Origin of the sequence: Nocardia sp. No.11, assembly GCF_038752175.1 — a bacterium.
In the GTDB taxonomy this organism is placed as follows: Bacteria; Actinomycetota; Actinomycetes; order Mycobacteriales; family Mycobacteriaceae; genus Nocardia; species Nocardia canadensis.
In genome coordinates this window covers 1-15690 of sequence record NZ_JBCGFB010000028.1, presented here as the reverse complement: position 1 = coordinate 15690, position 15690 = coordinate 1, and the positions used below count along the sequence as shown (strand labels likewise).

Annotated in this window: 15 protein-coding genes and 1 tRNA gene; 10 read left to right on the top strand and 6 right to left on the bottom strand. The window is 69.0% G+C overall.

The genetic code is table 11. From position 1 onward, the window contains the following. Window positions 1-343 precede the first annotated feature (343 nt). Complete coding sequence (locus tag V8688_RS11555; protein ID WP_308248620.1) at window positions 344-850, top strand: DUF4254 domain-containing protein; 507 nt, start codon at window positions 344-346, stop codon at window positions 848-850. 3 nt (window positions 851-853) lie between these two features. Here V8688_RS11555 and V8688_RS11550 read toward each other — a convergent pair whose 3' ends face one another. From V8688_RS11550 to V8688_RS11540, 3 genes are read right to left on the bottom strand one after another with little or no spacing between them, the layout of a single operon-like run. Next, entirely contained in the window at window positions 854-1174 is a 321-nt protein-coding gene (locus V8688_RS11550) for a hypothetical protein (protein WP_342800778.1), read from the bottom strand. After that, complete coding sequence (locus V8688_RS11545; RefSeq protein ID WP_218720849.1) at window positions 1175-2323, bottom strand: acyl-CoA desaturase; 1149 nt, start codon at window positions 2321-2323, stop codon at window positions 1175-1177. A 34-nt stretch (window positions 2324-2357) separates the two neighbouring features. Beyond that, complete coding sequence (locus V8688_RS11540) at window positions 2358-3449, bottom strand: ferredoxin reductase (protein ID WP_218720850.1); 1092 nt, start codon at window positions 3447-3449, stop codon at window positions 2358-2360. 170 nt (window positions 3450-3619) lie between these two features. Here V8688_RS11540 and V8688_RS11535 point away from each other — a divergent pair, with 170 nt between their 5' ends. After that, window positions 3620-4240 (top strand): TetR family transcriptional regulator, encoded by a 621-nt coding sequence (locus tag V8688_RS11535; protein ID WP_308248621.1) that lies wholly within the window; start codon window positions 3620-3622, stop codon window positions 4238-4240. Window positions 4241-4365: 125 nt separating this feature from the next. On the opposite strand, the gene V8688_RS11530 is transcribed toward V8688_RS11535, so the two are convergent. Continuing rightward, window positions 4366-5700 carry an MFS transporter gene (locus tag V8688_RS11530; protein ID WP_342800777.1) on the bottom strand — a complete coding sequence of 445 codons (1335 nt, stop codon included), beginning with the start codon at window positions 5698-5700 and terminating at the stop codon, window positions 4366-4368. 115 nt (window positions 5701-5815) lie between these two features. On the opposite strand from V8688_RS11530, the gene V8688_RS11525 reads away from it, so the two are divergent. Both V8688_RS11525 and V8688_RS11520 read left to right on the top strand, forming a co-directional pair. Continuing rightward, entirely contained in the window at window positions 5816-6370 is a 555-nt protein-coding gene (locus tag V8688_RS11525) for a PadR family transcriptional regulator (RefSeq protein WP_218720853.1), read from the top strand. Next, on the top strand, window positions 6367-8397 hold the full coding sequence (locus tag V8688_RS11520; RefSeq protein ID WP_218720854.1) for an NADPH-dependent 2,4-dienoyl-CoA reductase: 2031 nt from the start codon (window positions 6367-6369) through the stop codon (window positions 8395-8397). Before V8688_RS11525 ends, V8688_RS11520 begins: the two co-directional genes overlap by 4 nt. Window positions 8398-8534: 137 nt before the next feature. Here V8688_RS11520 and V8688_RS11515 read toward each other — a convergent pair whose 3' ends face one another. Further along, on the bottom strand, window positions 8535-9758 hold the full coding sequence (locus V8688_RS11515) for a phosphotransferase (protein WP_342800776.1): 1224 nt from the start codon (window positions 9756-9758) through the stop codon (window positions 8535-8537). 199 nt (window positions 9759-9957) lie between these two features. Here V8688_RS11515 and cmrA point away from each other — a divergent pair, with 199 nt between their 5' ends. The 3 genes from cmrA to V8688_RS11500 all read left to right on the top strand — a co-directional run bounded on the left by cmrA (window position 9958) and on the right by V8688_RS11500 (window position 12684). Further along, window positions 9958-10761, top strand: a complete 804-nt coding sequence (gene cmrA, locus V8688_RS11510) for a mycolate reductase (protein ID WP_218720856.1) — start codon at window positions 9958-9960, stop codon at window positions 10759-10761. A gap of 152 nt (window positions 10762-10913) precedes the next feature. Beyond that, window positions 10914-12218 (top strand): alanine racemase, encoded by a 1305-nt coding sequence (locus tag V8688_RS11505; RefSeq protein WP_218720857.1) that lies wholly within the window; start codon window positions 10914-10916, stop codon window positions 12216-12218. Window positions 12219-12351: 133 nt separating this feature from the next. Continuing rightward, the gene (locus V8688_RS11500) at window positions 12352-12684 is read left to right on the top strand and encodes a hypothetical protein (protein ID WP_342800775.1); all 333 of its coding nucleotides are present in this window, start codon (window positions 12352-12354) and stop codon (window positions 12682-12684) included. 64 nt (window positions 12685-12748) lie between these two features. Here V8688_RS11500 and V8688_RS11495 read toward each other — a convergent pair whose 3' ends face one another. Then, on the bottom strand, window positions 12749-14404 hold the full coding sequence (locus V8688_RS11495) for a helicase HerA-like domain-containing protein (protein ID WP_342800774.1): 1656 nt from the start codon (window positions 14402-14404) through the stop codon (window positions 12749-12751). Window positions 14405-14505: 101 nt separating this feature from the next. On the opposite strand from V8688_RS11495, the gene orn reads away from it, so the two are divergent. The 3 genes from orn to V8688_RS11480 all read left to right on the top strand — a co-directional run. After that, complete coding sequence (gene orn, locus V8688_RS11490; protein WP_218720860.1) at window positions 14506-15144, top strand: oligoribonuclease; 639 nt, start codon at window positions 14506-14508, stop codon at window positions 15142-15144. A gap of 55 nt (window positions 15145-15199) precedes the next feature. Next, window positions 15200-15272: transfer RNA gene (locus V8688_RS11485), tRNA-His, on the top strand. 122 nt (window positions 15273-15394) lie between these two features. Further along, a partial coding sequence (locus V8688_RS11480) for an FAD-binding protein (protein ID WP_342800773.1) occupies window positions 15395-15690 on the top strand: 296 nt, incomplete at its 3' end.

Here is a 15690-nt window from a genome sequence, read left to right as displayed (position 1 = left end):
GCGGGTACCGCCGATCCGATTGCCGGAAATGTGCGGATGAGTAACACAGGAGAAGTCGCGTGGTGACCCCGCCGTAACGGTGCATAACAATTTCCGCAGACCAGGCGATTTGTACACCATACTATTGCGCGGTCGCGCCGAATCGCGCTTTCCTGGTGTTGTCCCGATTTTCCCCGGGTCGTCTTCCTCGCCGCAGCGTCGCGGATATTCGTCGACGCCCGGGCGGGGCTACGCCGGTGCCGGGGAGTGCACCTCCCCCGAATCCTCCCCGGCTCTGGCGTATCCAAGCATGAATTCAGCGTATTCAGGGGCGTGCACCATGCCGTTCGATCCCGGTCATCGTGTGGATGCCACGCAATTCCCGCCACCCTCGGCGCTGTTGCGGGCCTTCCTGGAACCCCCCGGCTCCGACCCGATGCGGCACCGCGTCCTCGACGCGGCCACTCGGCTGGCTCGCTGCCACGACCGCAGACACCAGGCGATCGAGGCGGCTCGCGCGCCGGAGGCCACCAGCGGCCGGATCGCGGCCTGCGGCAAATTGATCGATCAGATCGACGGCGACCGCGCCACCCTCATCGCCCGCATCGACGACTGGGTCGCGGCCAATGTGGCGCACCGGGCGGGCGCCTCGCTGCACACCGAGACCCTCGGCGCGGTGATCGACCGGATGGCAGCGAAATGGATCGCCGCCCAGCGGGCGCTGGGCGGCGATCCGATCGAGAAGACGACCCAGCGGCAGTGGGAGGCGCGCACCCATCTGCACTGGTGCCGGCTGGCTGAATTGACCGACGGCTACCGGGATCTGATCACCGATGTCACCGAACACCGCAGGCGGTTGCCGGTGTGGTGACGATCAGGCTTTGTCGCCGGGAACCGGCTCGGTGACCTCGGTGTCGACCTCGACGGGTTCTGCGACACCGCCGTCCACGTCCTCGACGTCGGCCTCGACGAACTCCGGGTAGGCCCGCTCGGCGTCGACCTGCTGCTCGGCATCCCGGCGGGCCGCCGCGGCGGCCTCGTTCATCTCGATCGCGTCGGTGATGAACTCACCGATCTCGCGCGCGACCTCGGCGACCGCCCCGGTGATCAGCGTGGCGATATTGCCGACATGCCGGGCACCGGAGGACGTCAATTCCTGGACAAGATCTTTGTTGCTTTCGAATTTGCCGACCATTTACACGCCCACTTCGGTTGCCTTCCGATTACGCACAACGATAACACCGGGCGTCGGCGTCCTCTTGACCAAGCGATCCGGCAACGCCAGCAGGAAGATCTTGGCCCAGACCGAGCCGATCTGCTTGGAGAAGCGGCCGGTGTTGTAGGGCAGGCCGTACTTCTCGGCCAGCGCCTTCACCTCGGGCGCCATTTCCGGGTACCGGTTGGCCGGGATGTCCGGGAACAGGTGGTGCTCGATCTGGTGCGACAGGTTGCCCGACATGATGTGGAACAGCTTGGAGCCCTTGATATTGGCCGAGCCGAGCATCTGCCGGACGTACCATTCACCGCGGGTCTCGACCTCGGTCTCCTCCTTGGTGAACGTCTGCACGCCCGCCGGGAAGTGACCGCAGAAGATGATCGAGAAGGTCCACAGGTTGCGCACCAGGTTGGCCGCGGCGTTGCCGGCCAGGGTGTGCAGGAACAGCGGGCCGGTCAGCGCGGGGAAGACCACATAGTCCTTGAGGACCTGCTTGCTCGCCTTCTTGCCCTGCCCCTTGAGCAGCGGCTTGAGGTCGGACCACTTGCGCTTGCCCTTGATGATGTTGTCGGCCTCGAGGTCGTGCACCATCACGCCCCACTCGAACAGCACCATCAGCAGGAAGGCGTAGATCGGGTTGCCCAGGTAGTAGGGGTTCCACTTCTGACCCTCGTCGATGCGCAGGATGCCGTACCCGATGTCGCGGTCCATGTCGTGGACGTTGGTGTAGGTGTGGTGCATGTAGTTGTGCGAGTGCTTCCACTGGTCGGCCGGGCAGACCGTGTCCCAGTCGAATTCGCGGGAGTTGATGCCGCGCTCACGCATCCAGTCGTACTGACCGTGCATGACGTTGTGGCCGATCTCCATGTTGTCGAGGATCTTCGACACACCGAGCGCCGCCACGCCCGCCAGCCAGAACGGCGGCAGGAAGCCCAGGTACATCAGCCCGCGGCCGGCGATCTCGAAGCCGCGCTGGGTCTTGATGATCTTGTAGATGTAGTCGCGGTCGCGTTCGCCGAGATCGGCTTCGACGCGGGCGCGCAGGTCGTCGAGCGCCTGGCCGAGCTCCTCGACCTGCTCCGGGGTCAGGATGACCGGGCCGTCTTTGCCTTCGGTGAGGATCGTCATGGCTGTATCTCCCCTTGGTTGATTTCTCGGTGATCTAGAGGGCGATGTCGACGTCGCCGACGGCCGTGTTCACGCAGATCTGGATCTGCTTGTCGGGATCGGCGTCGAGCTCGCCGGTGCGCAGGTTGCGGGTGCAACCGGAGACCTTGGTGGCGGTGCAGGAGAAGCAGATCCCCATGCGGCAGCCGTATTCCGGGGTCAGTCCGGCCGATTCGGCCTGCTCGAGCAGCGATGCTCCGGTGTTGTCGGCAGCGACGTCGCTGCCGGAGAAGGTGATGGTGCCGGTGGCCTCGGCCGGGTCGGCCGGGACGGTGGTGAGGGTGAACTCCTCGCTGTGCACCCGATCGGCGAGACCCTCGGCCTCGAAGATCGTCTGCACGGCCCGCATCAGCGGCGGCGGACCACAGACGAAGGTCTGCGCGTCGGCGAACCAGGGCGCGACGCGCTCGAGCTCGTCGTAGTCGAAGAACCCACTGCCGGTGGAGGTTTCCCCATCGATGACAGTGCCGGGCTCGACCGGGTAGCGGTACTCGACCCGGAAGTTGGGACGGCGGTTGGCGATCGCGGTCAGCTCGGCCCGGTGCGGCACCATCTCGGGCTGACGCGCGTAGTGCAGGAAGGTGACTTCACCGGTGAAGCCCTCCGCATCGAGCGTACGCAACATCGACAGCACCGGGGTGATGCCGCTGCCGCCGCTGACCAGCAGCACCCGGTCCGGGCGCCGCTCGGGCAGGGCGAAGACGCCGGCGGCGGGCGCCAGGTCGACGACCATGCCGGGCTCGGCGTGGTCGTGCAGGTAGTTCGAGACCAGCCCGCCCGGGTGCGCCTTCACCGTCAGCTGGAGGAAGCGGTCGCCGCGGCTCTCCGGATCGATCGGCGAGTAGCAGCGGGTGTGCCGCACGCCGTTGATCGAGACGCCGATCTGCACGTACTGACCGGCGCTGTGGCCACGCCACTGCCGGGAGGCGCGCAGGGTGAGCGTCACCGAGCCCGGCACCGCACGCGAGACGTGGGTGATCTCGGCGCGCAGTTCCCGTGCGGTGAGCGCGGGAGAGACGAGCTCCAGGTACCGGTCCAGCGGATGCGGCGTCGTCAACGTCTGCACCAGGTCGATCAGTCCCACCATGCGTCTTACCCCTCTGCGGAAGTCCTTCGGCATGCGATTCACATTTCAGTGCACGCCTGTACACTCACTAGTGTGCCGGATGGACCCAGCCCGCTGTCAACCGGCAAAGATGTGAGGCGGGCAACATATCCAGGGAAGCGACTATGGTGAACGGATGTATGCTCACCGATGTGACTGAGCAGGCAGGAACCCGCAACGAGCGCAAGGCGCACACCCGTGCGGCCCTCCTCGAAGGCACCCTGACGCTGGCCGCCGACCGCGGATTCGCGGCATTGAGCCTGCGGGAGATCGCCCGCTCGGCCGGCATCGTGCCGACCGCGTTCTATCGCCATTTCGCCTCGCTCGACGATCTCGGCGCCACGCTGGTCGACGAGGGCGTGACGGCGCTGCGCCTGGCATTGCGCGAGGTCAGACGCAAGCCGGACGCACACCTGGCCGACACCGTGCGGTTCGTGTTCGAGCAGGTGGGGGCCAAGCGCGCCCTGTTCGGCTTCCTCATCCGCGAACGCCACGGCGGGCCTGCCCCGCTGCGCCAGGCCATCGCGATGGAGATGCAGCTGATCGTGCGCGAGATCGTGGCCGATCTGTCCCGGCTGCGCGCGCTGGACAACTGGAGCACCACCGAGCTCGAGATCGCGGCGGACCTATTGGTCACCACGGTCACCGACGGCATCGCCGCCTATGTCGCGGCGACACCGCGCGAGGAGTCGGCGGTGGTCGAGCGCACCGTCATGCAGATGCGCCTGATCGCGCTGGGCATCGGCGGCTGGGTTCCCAAACCCGCTGACTGAGGGATGTTTCCGGTGCTGTGGCCGCATGCGGTCCATGGTGTAACACACCCCACATGCCGCACAGCCGGAATTTCAGAGTACGGGCGTACACACAACGGGGGCCGCCCCGATCTGGTGAACAACCACTAGGTTGCGGCCACCGCGGACGCGGGCGCGCGCACCGGCAGCAACACGAGCAGGCCGGCCGCCAGGACGACGAGCAGGCCGGCGATCCCGGCCCGGTCGCTGTGGAACACCGAGACGAACACCCCGAACAGCGCCGGCGCGAGGAACGAGACCGCCCGCCCGGTCGTGGTGTACAGCCCGAACATCTGACCCTCACGCCCCGGCGGCGCCAGGCGCGCCAGGAACGAACGCGCCGAAGCCTGCGCGGGCCCGACGAACACGGTGAGCGCGAGCCCGAAGATCCAGAACATCAGCGGACCCGAGACCACCAGCAGCACCAGTCCGCACGCGAGCATGCCGATCAGCGAGGCCACGATGACCCGCTTGGGCCCGAGCGAGTCGTCGAACCGGCCCGCCGCGATCGCCGCGGCACCCGCAACGACATTGGCGGCGATGCCGAACAGCAGCACGTCGGCGTCGGCGAAGCCGTACACCTGCACCGCGAGCACCGCGCCGAAGGTGAACACTCCGGCGAGCCCGTCCCGGAAGACGGCGCTGGCGAGCAGGAACCACACCGTGTGCCGGTCCTGGGCCCACAGTTCGCGCACATCACGCCACAGCACGCGGTAGGAACCGAGGACCCCGGCCCGCGCCGCGCCGGGGTCGGCGGTGGTGCGCGGCAGTTCGGGCACCGCGAACAGCACCGGCAGCGCGAAGACGGTGAACCAGACCGCCGCCAGCACGATGGCCAGGCGCACGTTGAGGCCCTGATCGGTGGGCATCCCGAGCACGCCGCGGGTGTCGCCGTCGCCGGCCAGGAAGCCCACGTAGCAGATCAGCAGCAGCACGATGCCGCCGAAATAGCCCATCGCCCAACCGAATCCGGACACCCGCCCGACCGTGGCCGGGGTCGAGACCTGCCGCATCATGGCGTTGTAGGGCACGCCGGCCAGCTCGAACACGGCCGAGGCGAAGGCCAGCAGCGCCAGTCCGAGCCACAGATCGTGATAGTCGTCGTGAACGAAGAACATCAGCGACATCGCGCCGACGGTGAGCGCCGTGAGGGTCGCCAGGGCCCGCTTGCGTGAGCCGACCGCGTCGAAGTACTGCCCGCAGACCGGCGCCGTCAGCGCGACGACCAGCCCCGCCGCCGCGAGCGCCCAGCCCAGCCAGGCACTGGCCGGGGTGTCGCCGGGCAGGTCGTCGCCGACCTTGTCGGTGAGATACACCGAGACCACGAAGGTCAGCGTGACGGCCTGGAACGCCGAGGACCCCCAGTCCCACAATCCCCACGCCACTACCTGCCCGCGTCCGGCCGCCTCGCCGACGGTCTCGGCCGCGTTCACCTCGGTCATGGCCGAAGCGTAATGGGGATCGCGACTCCCGGCAGGGCACATCGGCGTTTCGGCACGCCGTCATTTCATATGAACCTGGTTGCATAGTACCGAGCGTTCCGGATACCCTCGTCGCATGGCACTGGAGCACGCGCTGCTGGTCTCGCTCAGCGAACGGGCCGGCTCGGGCTACGAGCTCGCCCGCCGATTCGACAAGTCGATCGGCTACTTCTGGAGCGCTACCCACCAGCAGATCTACCGGGTGCTCAAGCGTATGGAGGATTCCGGCTGGGTGACCGTGGAATCGGTCGCTCAGCAGGGAAAACCCGACAAGAAGGTGTATTCGGTCGCCCCCGCGGGCCACACCGAACTCGCCCGCTGGATCGCCGAACCCACCGAGTACAGCCCGTCCCACGACGAACTCGGTGTGAAGATCCGCGGCGCCGCGCACGGCGACATCGACGCCGTGCTGGGCGAGGTGGCCCGCCACCGCGCCCAGCACGCGCAGCGACTCGACGAGTACCGCCTCAGCGAAAAGAAATTCTTCCCGGCGCCGGACCAGCTCTCCGGCACCGCTCTGCACCAGTATCTGGTGCTGCGCGCGGGCATCCGCGCGGAGTCCGGCTACGTCGAATGGTGCGACGAAGTACTGCAGGCCCTGCGACCCCGAAAAGGTGACGACCTTCCATGACCGCCTATCCCCACCTGTTCGAGCCACTCGACCTCGGCCACACCACCCTGCGCAATCGGGTGGTCATGGGCTCCATGCACACCGGCCTGGAGGACCGGGCCTGGGACACCAACAAGCTGGCCGCCTACTTCGCCGAGCGCGCCCGCGGCGGTGTCGGCCTGATCATCACCGGCGGCTACGCCCCCAACCGCACCGGCTGGCTCGCGCCGTTCGGCGGCAAGCTGACCACCAAGTCCGAGGCCTACCGCCACCGCCGGATCACCAAGGCGGTGCATGCCGAGGGCGGCAAGATCGCCATCCAGATCCTGCACGCGGGTCGCTATTCCTACATGCCGACCAGCGTGTCGGCCTCGGCGGTGAAGTCGGCGATCAACCCGTTCAAGCCGCGCGCGCTCTCGGCCAAGGGCATCGAGAACACCATCGACGACTACGCCCGCTGCGCCGAACTGGCCAAGTTCGCCGGCTACGACGGCTGCGAGATCATGGGCGGTGAGGGCTATTTCATCAACCAGTTCCTCGCACCGCGGGTGAACAAGCGCACCGACAAGTGGGGCGGCACCGCCGAGAACCGGCGCAGGCTGCCGGTGGAGATCGCCAAGCGCATCCGCGCCGCCGTCGGCCGCGACTTCATCATCGTGTTCCGGCTGTCGATGGCCGAGCTGGTGGAGAAGGGCCAGACCTTCGACGAGATCATCGCCCTGGCACAGGAATTGGAGGCCGCGGGCGTCGATATCCTCAACACCGACATCGGCTGGCACGAGGCGCGGGTGCCCACCATCGTCACCTCGGTGCCGCGCGCGGCGTTCGTGGAGTTCACCGCCAAGGTCGCCCGCCGGGTGAACATCCCGGTCTGCGCGTCGAACCGGATCAACATGCCCGAGATCGCCGAGGAGATCCTCACCCGCGGCGACGCGGCGCTGATCTCGCTGGCCCGGCCGCTGCTGGCCGATGCCGAATGGGCCAACAAGGCCCAGGGCGACCGCGCCGACGAGATCAACACCTGCATCGCCTGCAACCAGGCCTGCCTCGACCACGCCTTCGGCAACAAGAAGGTGTCGTGCCTGGTCAACCCGCGTGCCGGCAACGAGACCACGCTGCAGCTGCTGCCGACCCGGCGCGCCAAGCGGTTCGCGGTGGTCGGCGCCGGTCCGGCCGGGCTCTCGGCCGCGGTGAGCCTGGCCGAGCGCGGCCATCACGTCGACCTGTTCGAGGCCGACGACAAGATCGGCGGCCAGTTCGACATCGCCCGCCGCATCCCCGGCAAGGAGGAGTTCGACGAGTCGATCCGCTACTTCCGCCGCAAGATCGAGCTCACCGGCGTCACCCTGCACCTGCAGAAGCGGGTCACCGCCGACGAGCTGATCGCGGGCGAGTACGACTCGGTGGTGCTGGCCACGGGCGTGCGCCCGCGCATCCCCGACATCCCCGGCATCGATCACCCGATGGTGCTGTCCTACGCCGAGCTGGTGAAGGAGGCGAAGCCGGTCGGCAAGAAGGTCGCGGTGATCGGCGCGGGCGGCATCGGCTACGACGTGAGCGAATTCCTCACCGTCGAAGGGCATCCCACGCTCAAGCTCGACGAGTGGAAGGAGGAGTGGGGTGTGGACTCCGAGGACGAGCAGGTCCGCGGTCAGCTCAAGCAGCCCAAGCCCTCCCCCGCCGCCCGCGACGTGGTGCTGTTGCAGCGCAAGTCGACCCCGTTCGGCAAGGACCTCGGCAAGACCTCCGGCTGGGTGCACCGTGCGGCGCTCAAGGCCAAGGGCGTCGAGCAGCTCGGCGGCGTGAACTACGAGCGTATCGACGATCAGGGCCTGCACATCAGCTTCGGTGAGAAGCACGAGAAGCCGCGGGTGCTCGCGGTCGACAACGTGATCGTCTGCGCCGGTCAGGAATCGGTGCGCGAGCTGGAAGAGCCGCTGCGCGCGGCGGGTGTCGACCTGCACCTGATCGGCGGCGCCGAACTGGCCGCCGAGCTCGACGCCAAGCGGGCCATCGCCCAGGGCACCCGCCTGGCGGCGCGCCTGTAATCCCCCGACCCGGTCGTCCGACGCGAGGGACGATCGTCGCACCGCCCCGTCCACCGAACTCGCATCCGGTGGGCGGGGCGGTGCTCTGCGCGGGCCCGGACGACGCCGTGGCGCCCTCGCCCGGCGGGGACGATCGGCTACCCGGCCGCCAGGTCACGAACCAGAGCACAGAGATCCCGTCCGGCGGCTGTCCGGAACCAGGACAGATGGCCGAGCAACCAATCCTGGTAGGCGATCTCGGCATTGCGCGGTTCATCGGCGACCGTGAGGAAGTAGTCGATCTCGGAGAGCTCGTAGCCGAGGTGGACCACCGGGAGGAGCTCGGCGAGCACGGCTTGTTCGGCGGGCGCGAGCGGACGCTCGGAGCGATAGCCGTCGATCAGCGCGCGCACCTGGTCCGCACGAACGTGGGCCGCTCCACCGTCGCGCAGCGAAACCCAGTCCACCGCAGCGCGTTCGATCGCGGTGGCGAGGTCGAAGACGGCGGTGGTGCGATCGGCGAGGCCGAAGTCGAACACCGAGGTCACCTCGTCGCCGTCCCAGAGCAAGTTGGTGGCGTGCCAGTCGCCGTGCGTCCACAGCGGGCGCACCCCGGCGAGATCGACTCGCAGATCCGGTATTTCGGCGCGCCAGTCACGGTCGGCGAGGAACCGCGCGACCGCGGGGCGGCGGGCGATATGCCATTCGACGGCGCGCACGACGTCTTCGCCGTGGAGACTCGCCACGAGCGGGCACGCCGGTCGGGCGGGGGCGTCGAAACCCGCTGCGGCCAGGTGCATTCGGGCGAGCATCGCGCCGGCGGCCGTCGCATCGCCGGGCGCGCGGTACGGGGTCCAGGAGAAGTCGGTGCGATACCGGTCCTCCCCCACTCCGGCCCGGTGGACTTCGTAGACGAAGCCGGGCCCGCGGCGCACCGATGCGGCCACGCGCGATTCGGCAGCGGGCCGGGCCTGCCTTTCCCGTGGTCGTCCACCGGCTCCGGGCGCGATGTCGTCCGGGTGGGGATCGGGCGCAGATTCGGCCGCTCGCACACCGACGGACCGGACGCCCAGGGTTGCGCGGACGTCGGGCACCGGAATGCCCCCGGCCCGCAAGTGCGCCATGAATCGATGTTCCTCGGCCAGCGCGGCCAGGTCACGAAGGTTCAGCGGCAGGCGCTTCACGACGACCCGCGCACCGTCACGCAACCGCACGCCCACCGTCGACGACAGCGGACGCGCACTGCGCCACTCGATCCCGGCGGGCTCGGGTCCGCCCCAGGTCGCGGCGACCGCCCGGCTGACCTCGTCCTCGGTCAGCGGCGGCCAGGTCGGCGCGGCGGTCGGCGCGTCGCCCATCCCGAACACCCGCGGTCCGGTCACGACAGGCACGCCCTGGTCGGTCGGGCTTGGTCGGCAGAGCGGGCGCGCGGCGGCTCGGTGACTCGCGGGGGCGCTTCCCGATCGGCCCGGCGGTTCGGTGATTCGGTCGTCATCGCGGAGATCAGCCTAGGGCCAGCGGGCGCCCGCGCGGTCGACGTGGCCGCCGCCCGGCCGAGCCCGATCCCCTAAGCTCCCCCGTGTGAGCTTGCCCTCCCCCACTGCAGACAATCGTGCCGTCGTCACCGGCGCGTCCTCCGGAATCGGCACCGCGTTGGCCGCCGAGCTGGCCGGGCGCGGTTACTCGTTGATCCTGGTCGCGCGGCGCGGTGAGATCCTCACCGAGCTGGCCCAGCGGCTGACGCTGGCGCACGGGATCACCGCCGAGGTGCGCGCGGTCGACCTCGCCGATCGGACGCAGCGGGCGAGCCTGGTCGACGAACTGGCCGTGCGCGACATCGCGATCCTGTGCAACAACGCCGGCATCGCCACCTTCGGACCGGTCGCCGAGCTGGATTTCGCCTACGAGCGGGCGCAGATGGAACTCAACGCGACCGCCGTGCACGATCTGACCCTGGCCGTGCTGCCGGGCATGATCGAGCGCAAGGCCGGCGGCATCCTGATCAGCGGCTCGGCCGCGGGCAATATGCCGATCCCGAACAACGCCACCTACGCCGCGTCCAAGGCGTTCGCCAACACCTTCTCCGAGTCGCTGCGCGGCGAGCTCAAGGGCACCGGCGTGAACGTCACCCTGCTGGCGCCCGGCCCGGTGCGCACCGAGACCCCGGCCCCCGAGGACGCCTCGATCGTGGACAAGATGGTCCCCGACTTCCTCTGGGTCTCCTCCGAGTACACCGCCAAGGTGTCCATCGACGCGCTGGCCCGCAACAAGATGCGCATCGTGCCCGGCCTGATCAGCAAGGGCATGAGCGTCGCGGGCAACTACGGTCCCCGCGCCGTGACCGCTCCGATCGCGGGCGCCTTCTACAAGAAGCTGGGCAGCTGATCGTTCCCTGACGGGTTGCGCGTCAGCAACCCGTCAGGAAGCGGCGCCGGGTGGTCAAGGACCCGTCAACATCGAGTTCAGCGGCCCACCAACGGCGTAGTCCTGGAATCGGCCCCGCCATCGGAACGCGGGGGCGTCCCCAGGAGACCACCGTGACGTTGCTCGAGATCTTCCCCTCGTTGCGCGCGACCACCGTGCCGCGGCTCGACCCCGCGGTCTGGCCGGCCGACACGCACTACGACCAGGACGGCCGGATCACCCTCGGCGCGGTCGCCCTCGCCGATATCGCCGACGAGTTCGGCACCCCCGCGCACGTGGTCGACGAAGCCGAGGTGCGCGAACGCTGCCGCGCCTACCGCAAACACTTCCCCGACGCCGAGATCGTCTACGCGGGCACCGCGCTCATGGTCGGCGCGGTGGCGCGCTGGGTCGTCGAGGAGGGCCTGTCGGTGCAGGTCGGGTCCGCCGGTGAGTTGTCGGTCGCGCTGGCCGCCGGGATCGAGCCGCGCCGGATCGTGCTGCACGGCAACGGCAAGACCTTCGACGAACTGAAGACCGCCGTCGGCTGCGGCGTCGGTCGCATCGTCGTCGGCTCGCTCACCGAGATCACGCTGCTGGCCGCGCTGGCCACCGCCCCCCAACAGGTTCTGCTGCGCGTCGCCACCGGTATCGATGTGCCCGGCAGTCCGGAATTCGGGTTCCCGCTCGGTAGCGCTTCGCTCGAGACCGCGGTCGCCAGGATCGCGGCCCAACCGCATCTGCGGCTCATCGGCCTGCACTGCCACCTCGGCGCGCAGATCCACAATCCGGACCACTACGGCGAGGCGATCCGCCGCATGATCGGCGAGCTGGCCTGGATCGACGCCGAGTACGGCATGGTGCTGACCCACCTCGACATCGGCGGCGGGCATGCGGTGGCCTACCGCAGCGGCGACGCCGAGCTGAACCTGCGCGAGCTCGCCGACATCCTCGACGACGCGCTGGACGCCGCCTGCGCGCGCCACCGGTTTCCGCGGCCCGCGATCACCATGGAGCCCGGCCGCGCGATCGTCGCGCGGGCCGGCGTCACGCTGTATCGGGTGCTGTCGGTCACCGAGACCGCCGAGGGCGGGCATCGGGTGATCGTCGACGGCGGCGGCGGCTGTGGCGGGCAGGGCCGTGGCCACGGTGGGGCGCTGGTGGTCAACCGACACCCCACCGGCGCGCAGATGACCGCATCGGTCGCGGGCAGGCACAGCGAGACCGGTGAACTCCTCGCCACCGAGGTGCGGCTGCCCGCCGACCTGCGGCCGGGCGAGGTGCTCGCACTGCCGTGCACCGGGGCCTATCACCACGGGCTGGCCTCGACCTACAGCACCGTCGGCAGGCCGCCGATCATCGCAGTCGCCGCAGGGCGGACCACGCAGCTGCTGCGCCGCGAGACCACCGCCGACCTGCTGATGCGCGAACTCGGCTGACGCCTCGCGCCGGGCGCCGTCCGGGCTGGTGGCGACGCCCGCCCCACGCCTAGGATCAGACATGTCGGGGAAATCGAACAAAACCGACCCACGGTGTGCTCGTCCGGTGACCGGTGCACCGGAAGAGGCAGCCATGAAGACCGACACGAAACATCAGCCAGGCATTCGCCGACTGTTCCTTGGTCTCGCGGTAGCAGGTGCGACCCTCACCTTTGCGCCGGCGGTGGCGGCACCCGTCATCGCCGCACCCGCCACCACCGCAGGCGTGGCGCTGACCGAGTATCCGCGCTGCGACGACTGGAACAACCGCCACTGGGACTACTGCGACCGCGACCGCGGCCACCGCTGTGACAACGACTGGTACGGCCGCAACCACTGGAACGACCGCAACGGGGACTACTGCGACCGCGGTCGCGGTGGCGGCCACAACAATGGGTTCCCCTGGGGATGGTTCGGCAGCAGCTGAGCCGCATCGCTCCCACATCGCGCGGCCGGAACCGACCGCCGACCGTGCGACGGCCGGCGCCCCGCTACCGGCGCCGGGTACCGAAGATACTGCGGCTGATCTCCCGACCAGCCGCGCTGGCCGCTGACCGCAGGAAACTCTTCACCGCCGGATTCTTCATGATCCGCTCGGCCGCCGAATCCTCCTCCGGCCGCGCCCGTCCCGGCGCCTGCGGCGCGGGCGGGGCCGGATCGGCGGCGGCCACGCTGGCCAGCAGCATCTCGTAGGCCGATTCACGGTCGATGCTCTGTCCGTACTTGCCCTGCAGGGGACTCGACAGCGCCTTGGACTTGATCGTCTCGTCACCGATGGTGTCCATCAGCGAGCGCGGCGGCACGATCTTGGTCCAGGCCACCGGGGTCGGCGCGCCCTTCTCCGAGAGCACCGTGACCACGGCCTCCCCGGTGCCCAGCGAGGTCAGCGCCTCCTCCAGGTCGTACACCGTCGACTTGGGGTAGGTGCGCACCGTCTTCGACAGCGCCTTCTGATCGTCGGGGGTGAACGCGCGCAGCGCGTGCTGGACCCGCGCGCCGAGCTGGGACAGCACCGGATTCGGGATGTCGGTGGGCAGCTGGGTGCAGAAGAACACCCCGACGCCCTTGGACCGGATCAGCTTCACCGTCTGCTCCACCTGCTGCAGGAACGCCTTGGACGCCTCGGCGAACAGCAGGTGCGCCTCGTCGAAGATGAAGACCAGCTTGGGCTTGTCGACGTCACCCACCTCGGGCAGCGTCTGGAACAGATCGGCGAGCACCCACATCAGGAAGGTGGAGAACAGCACCGGTCGCGCCGCCTGCTGACCGAGTTCGAACAGCGTGATCACGCCCTGCCCGCCCGCGGTGCGCAGCAGATCGGCGGGATCGAGTTCGGGCTCGCCGAAGAACGTGTCGCCGCCCTCGGCTTCCAGATTCACCAGCGACCGCAGGATCACCCCCGCCGTCTGCGCCGAGACACCGCCGATGCCCTTGAGGTCGTCCTTGCCCTCGGGACTGGTCAGATGGGTGATCACCGCGCGCAGGTCCTTCAGATCCAGCAGCGCCAGGCCGCGCTGGTCGGCCCAGTGGAAGATCAGGCCGAGCGTGGATTCCTGGGTGTCGTTGAGACCGAGCACCTTGCTGAGCAGGATCGGGCCGAACGAGGAGATGGTCGCCCGGATCGGCACGCCGATGCCCCCGGTGCCGAGCGAGACGAACTCGATGGGAAACCCGCTCGGCGCCCAGTCGGCGGCACCGGTTTCGGCGGCCCGCGCCTTGATCTTGTCGTTGTCCTGGCCCGGTTCACTCAGCCCCGACAGGTCGCCCTTGACGTCGGCCATCACCACGGGAACGCCCGCCCGGGACAGCTGTTCGGCGATGCCCTGCAGCGTCTTGGTCTTACCGGTGCCGGTGGCGCCGGCGACCAGGCCGTGGCGGTTCATCATCCGCAGCGGAATGCGCACGCGCGCAGCGGGATCGGTCACACCGTCGACCATCACCGTACCGAGCTCGAGCGCGGGTCCGTCGAAGGCGTAACCCGCCGCGATCTGCGCCGCCGCACCGGACGCCGCCTGCGCCGGTTCGGCACTGGACGCGGCGGCTTCCCGCTCGGCGGCCTCCGCGGCCGCGGCCGCCTCCGCGGCGACCCGCGCCGCCTCCTCGGCCGCCTTGCGTGCCGCTGCCGCCTTTTCCTGGGGGGTGGTCATTCGCGCGTCCTCCGTTTGGTCACAACTGCCGTACGCAAGAAATGCTCGAAACGTCTGCGGGGAATTCCAAGCAAACTGTATCGCCCGTTAGGGTGGCTCAGGTGTCAGACAAACTCTTGGTCTGGATGGATTGCGAGATGACGGGGCTCCGTCTCGACAGCGACAAGCTGATCGAGATCGCCGCGCTCGTGACCGACAGCGACCTGAACATTCTCGGTGACGGTGTCGACATCGTCATCCACGCCGACGACGCCGCGCTGGCCTGCATGCCACCGGTCGTCGCCGAGATGCACGCGAAATCCGGTCTCACCGAAGAGGTTCGGCGCTCGACCGTGACCCTCGAGCAGGCCCAGGCCGAGGTACTCGACTACATCCGCCAGTACGCGCCCACCGCGCGCACGGTGCCGCTGTGCGGCAACTCGATCGCCACCGACCGTGGCTTCATCGCGCGCGACATGCCCGAACTCGACGAGCACCTGCACTACCGGATGGTCGACGTGAGCTCGATCAAGGAACTGTGCCGCCGCTGGTACCCGCGTATCTACTTCGGGCAGCCGGAGAAGGGTCTGGCACACCGCGCCCTGGCCGACATCAAGGAATCCATCCGCGAGCTCGAGTACTACCGCCGCACCGCGTTCGTGCCGCTGCCCGGCCCGTCCACCACCGAGATCGCGGCCGTCGCCGAAGCGGTCACCGAGGCCATCGATGTCACCGGATCAAGCCCCCGACCAGCGGATTAGGGCCTGACGCCCGAAACACGCTAGTATCTACGGCGCCGGTGATTCACCGGTGATGGTGAGTGTAGTTCAGTTGGTAGAGCACCAGGTTGTGATCCTGGCTGTCGCGGGTTCGAGTCCCGTCACTCACCCCGAGAAGGAAAGCCCGGTCCACGAGGACCGGGCTTTCCGCGTTTTCCGGTATCCCCTGTCACAGTCCCCGCCGCACCGTCGTCGTCTCGGTGGACCACCGAGAGAACTGAGGAATTCGACCATGGGAATCGACGAACTGCGCGGCACCGTCCGGGGCGCCGTGCTGCTGCCGGGTGACGCGGGCTTCGAACAGGCCGCCCGGCCGTGGAACGTGGCGGTGACCCAATCGGTCGGCGCCGTCGTCACGGCCACCGACGCCGAGGACATCGCCGCCACGGTCGGCTGGGCCCGGCGCGCGGGCCGCACGGTGGTGACCCAGCCGACCGGCCACGGTGCCACCGGCGACATCGACGACGCCGTCCTCCTGCGCACCGGCGCGCTCGACGACATCGCGATCGACCCGGTGCGGCGACGGGC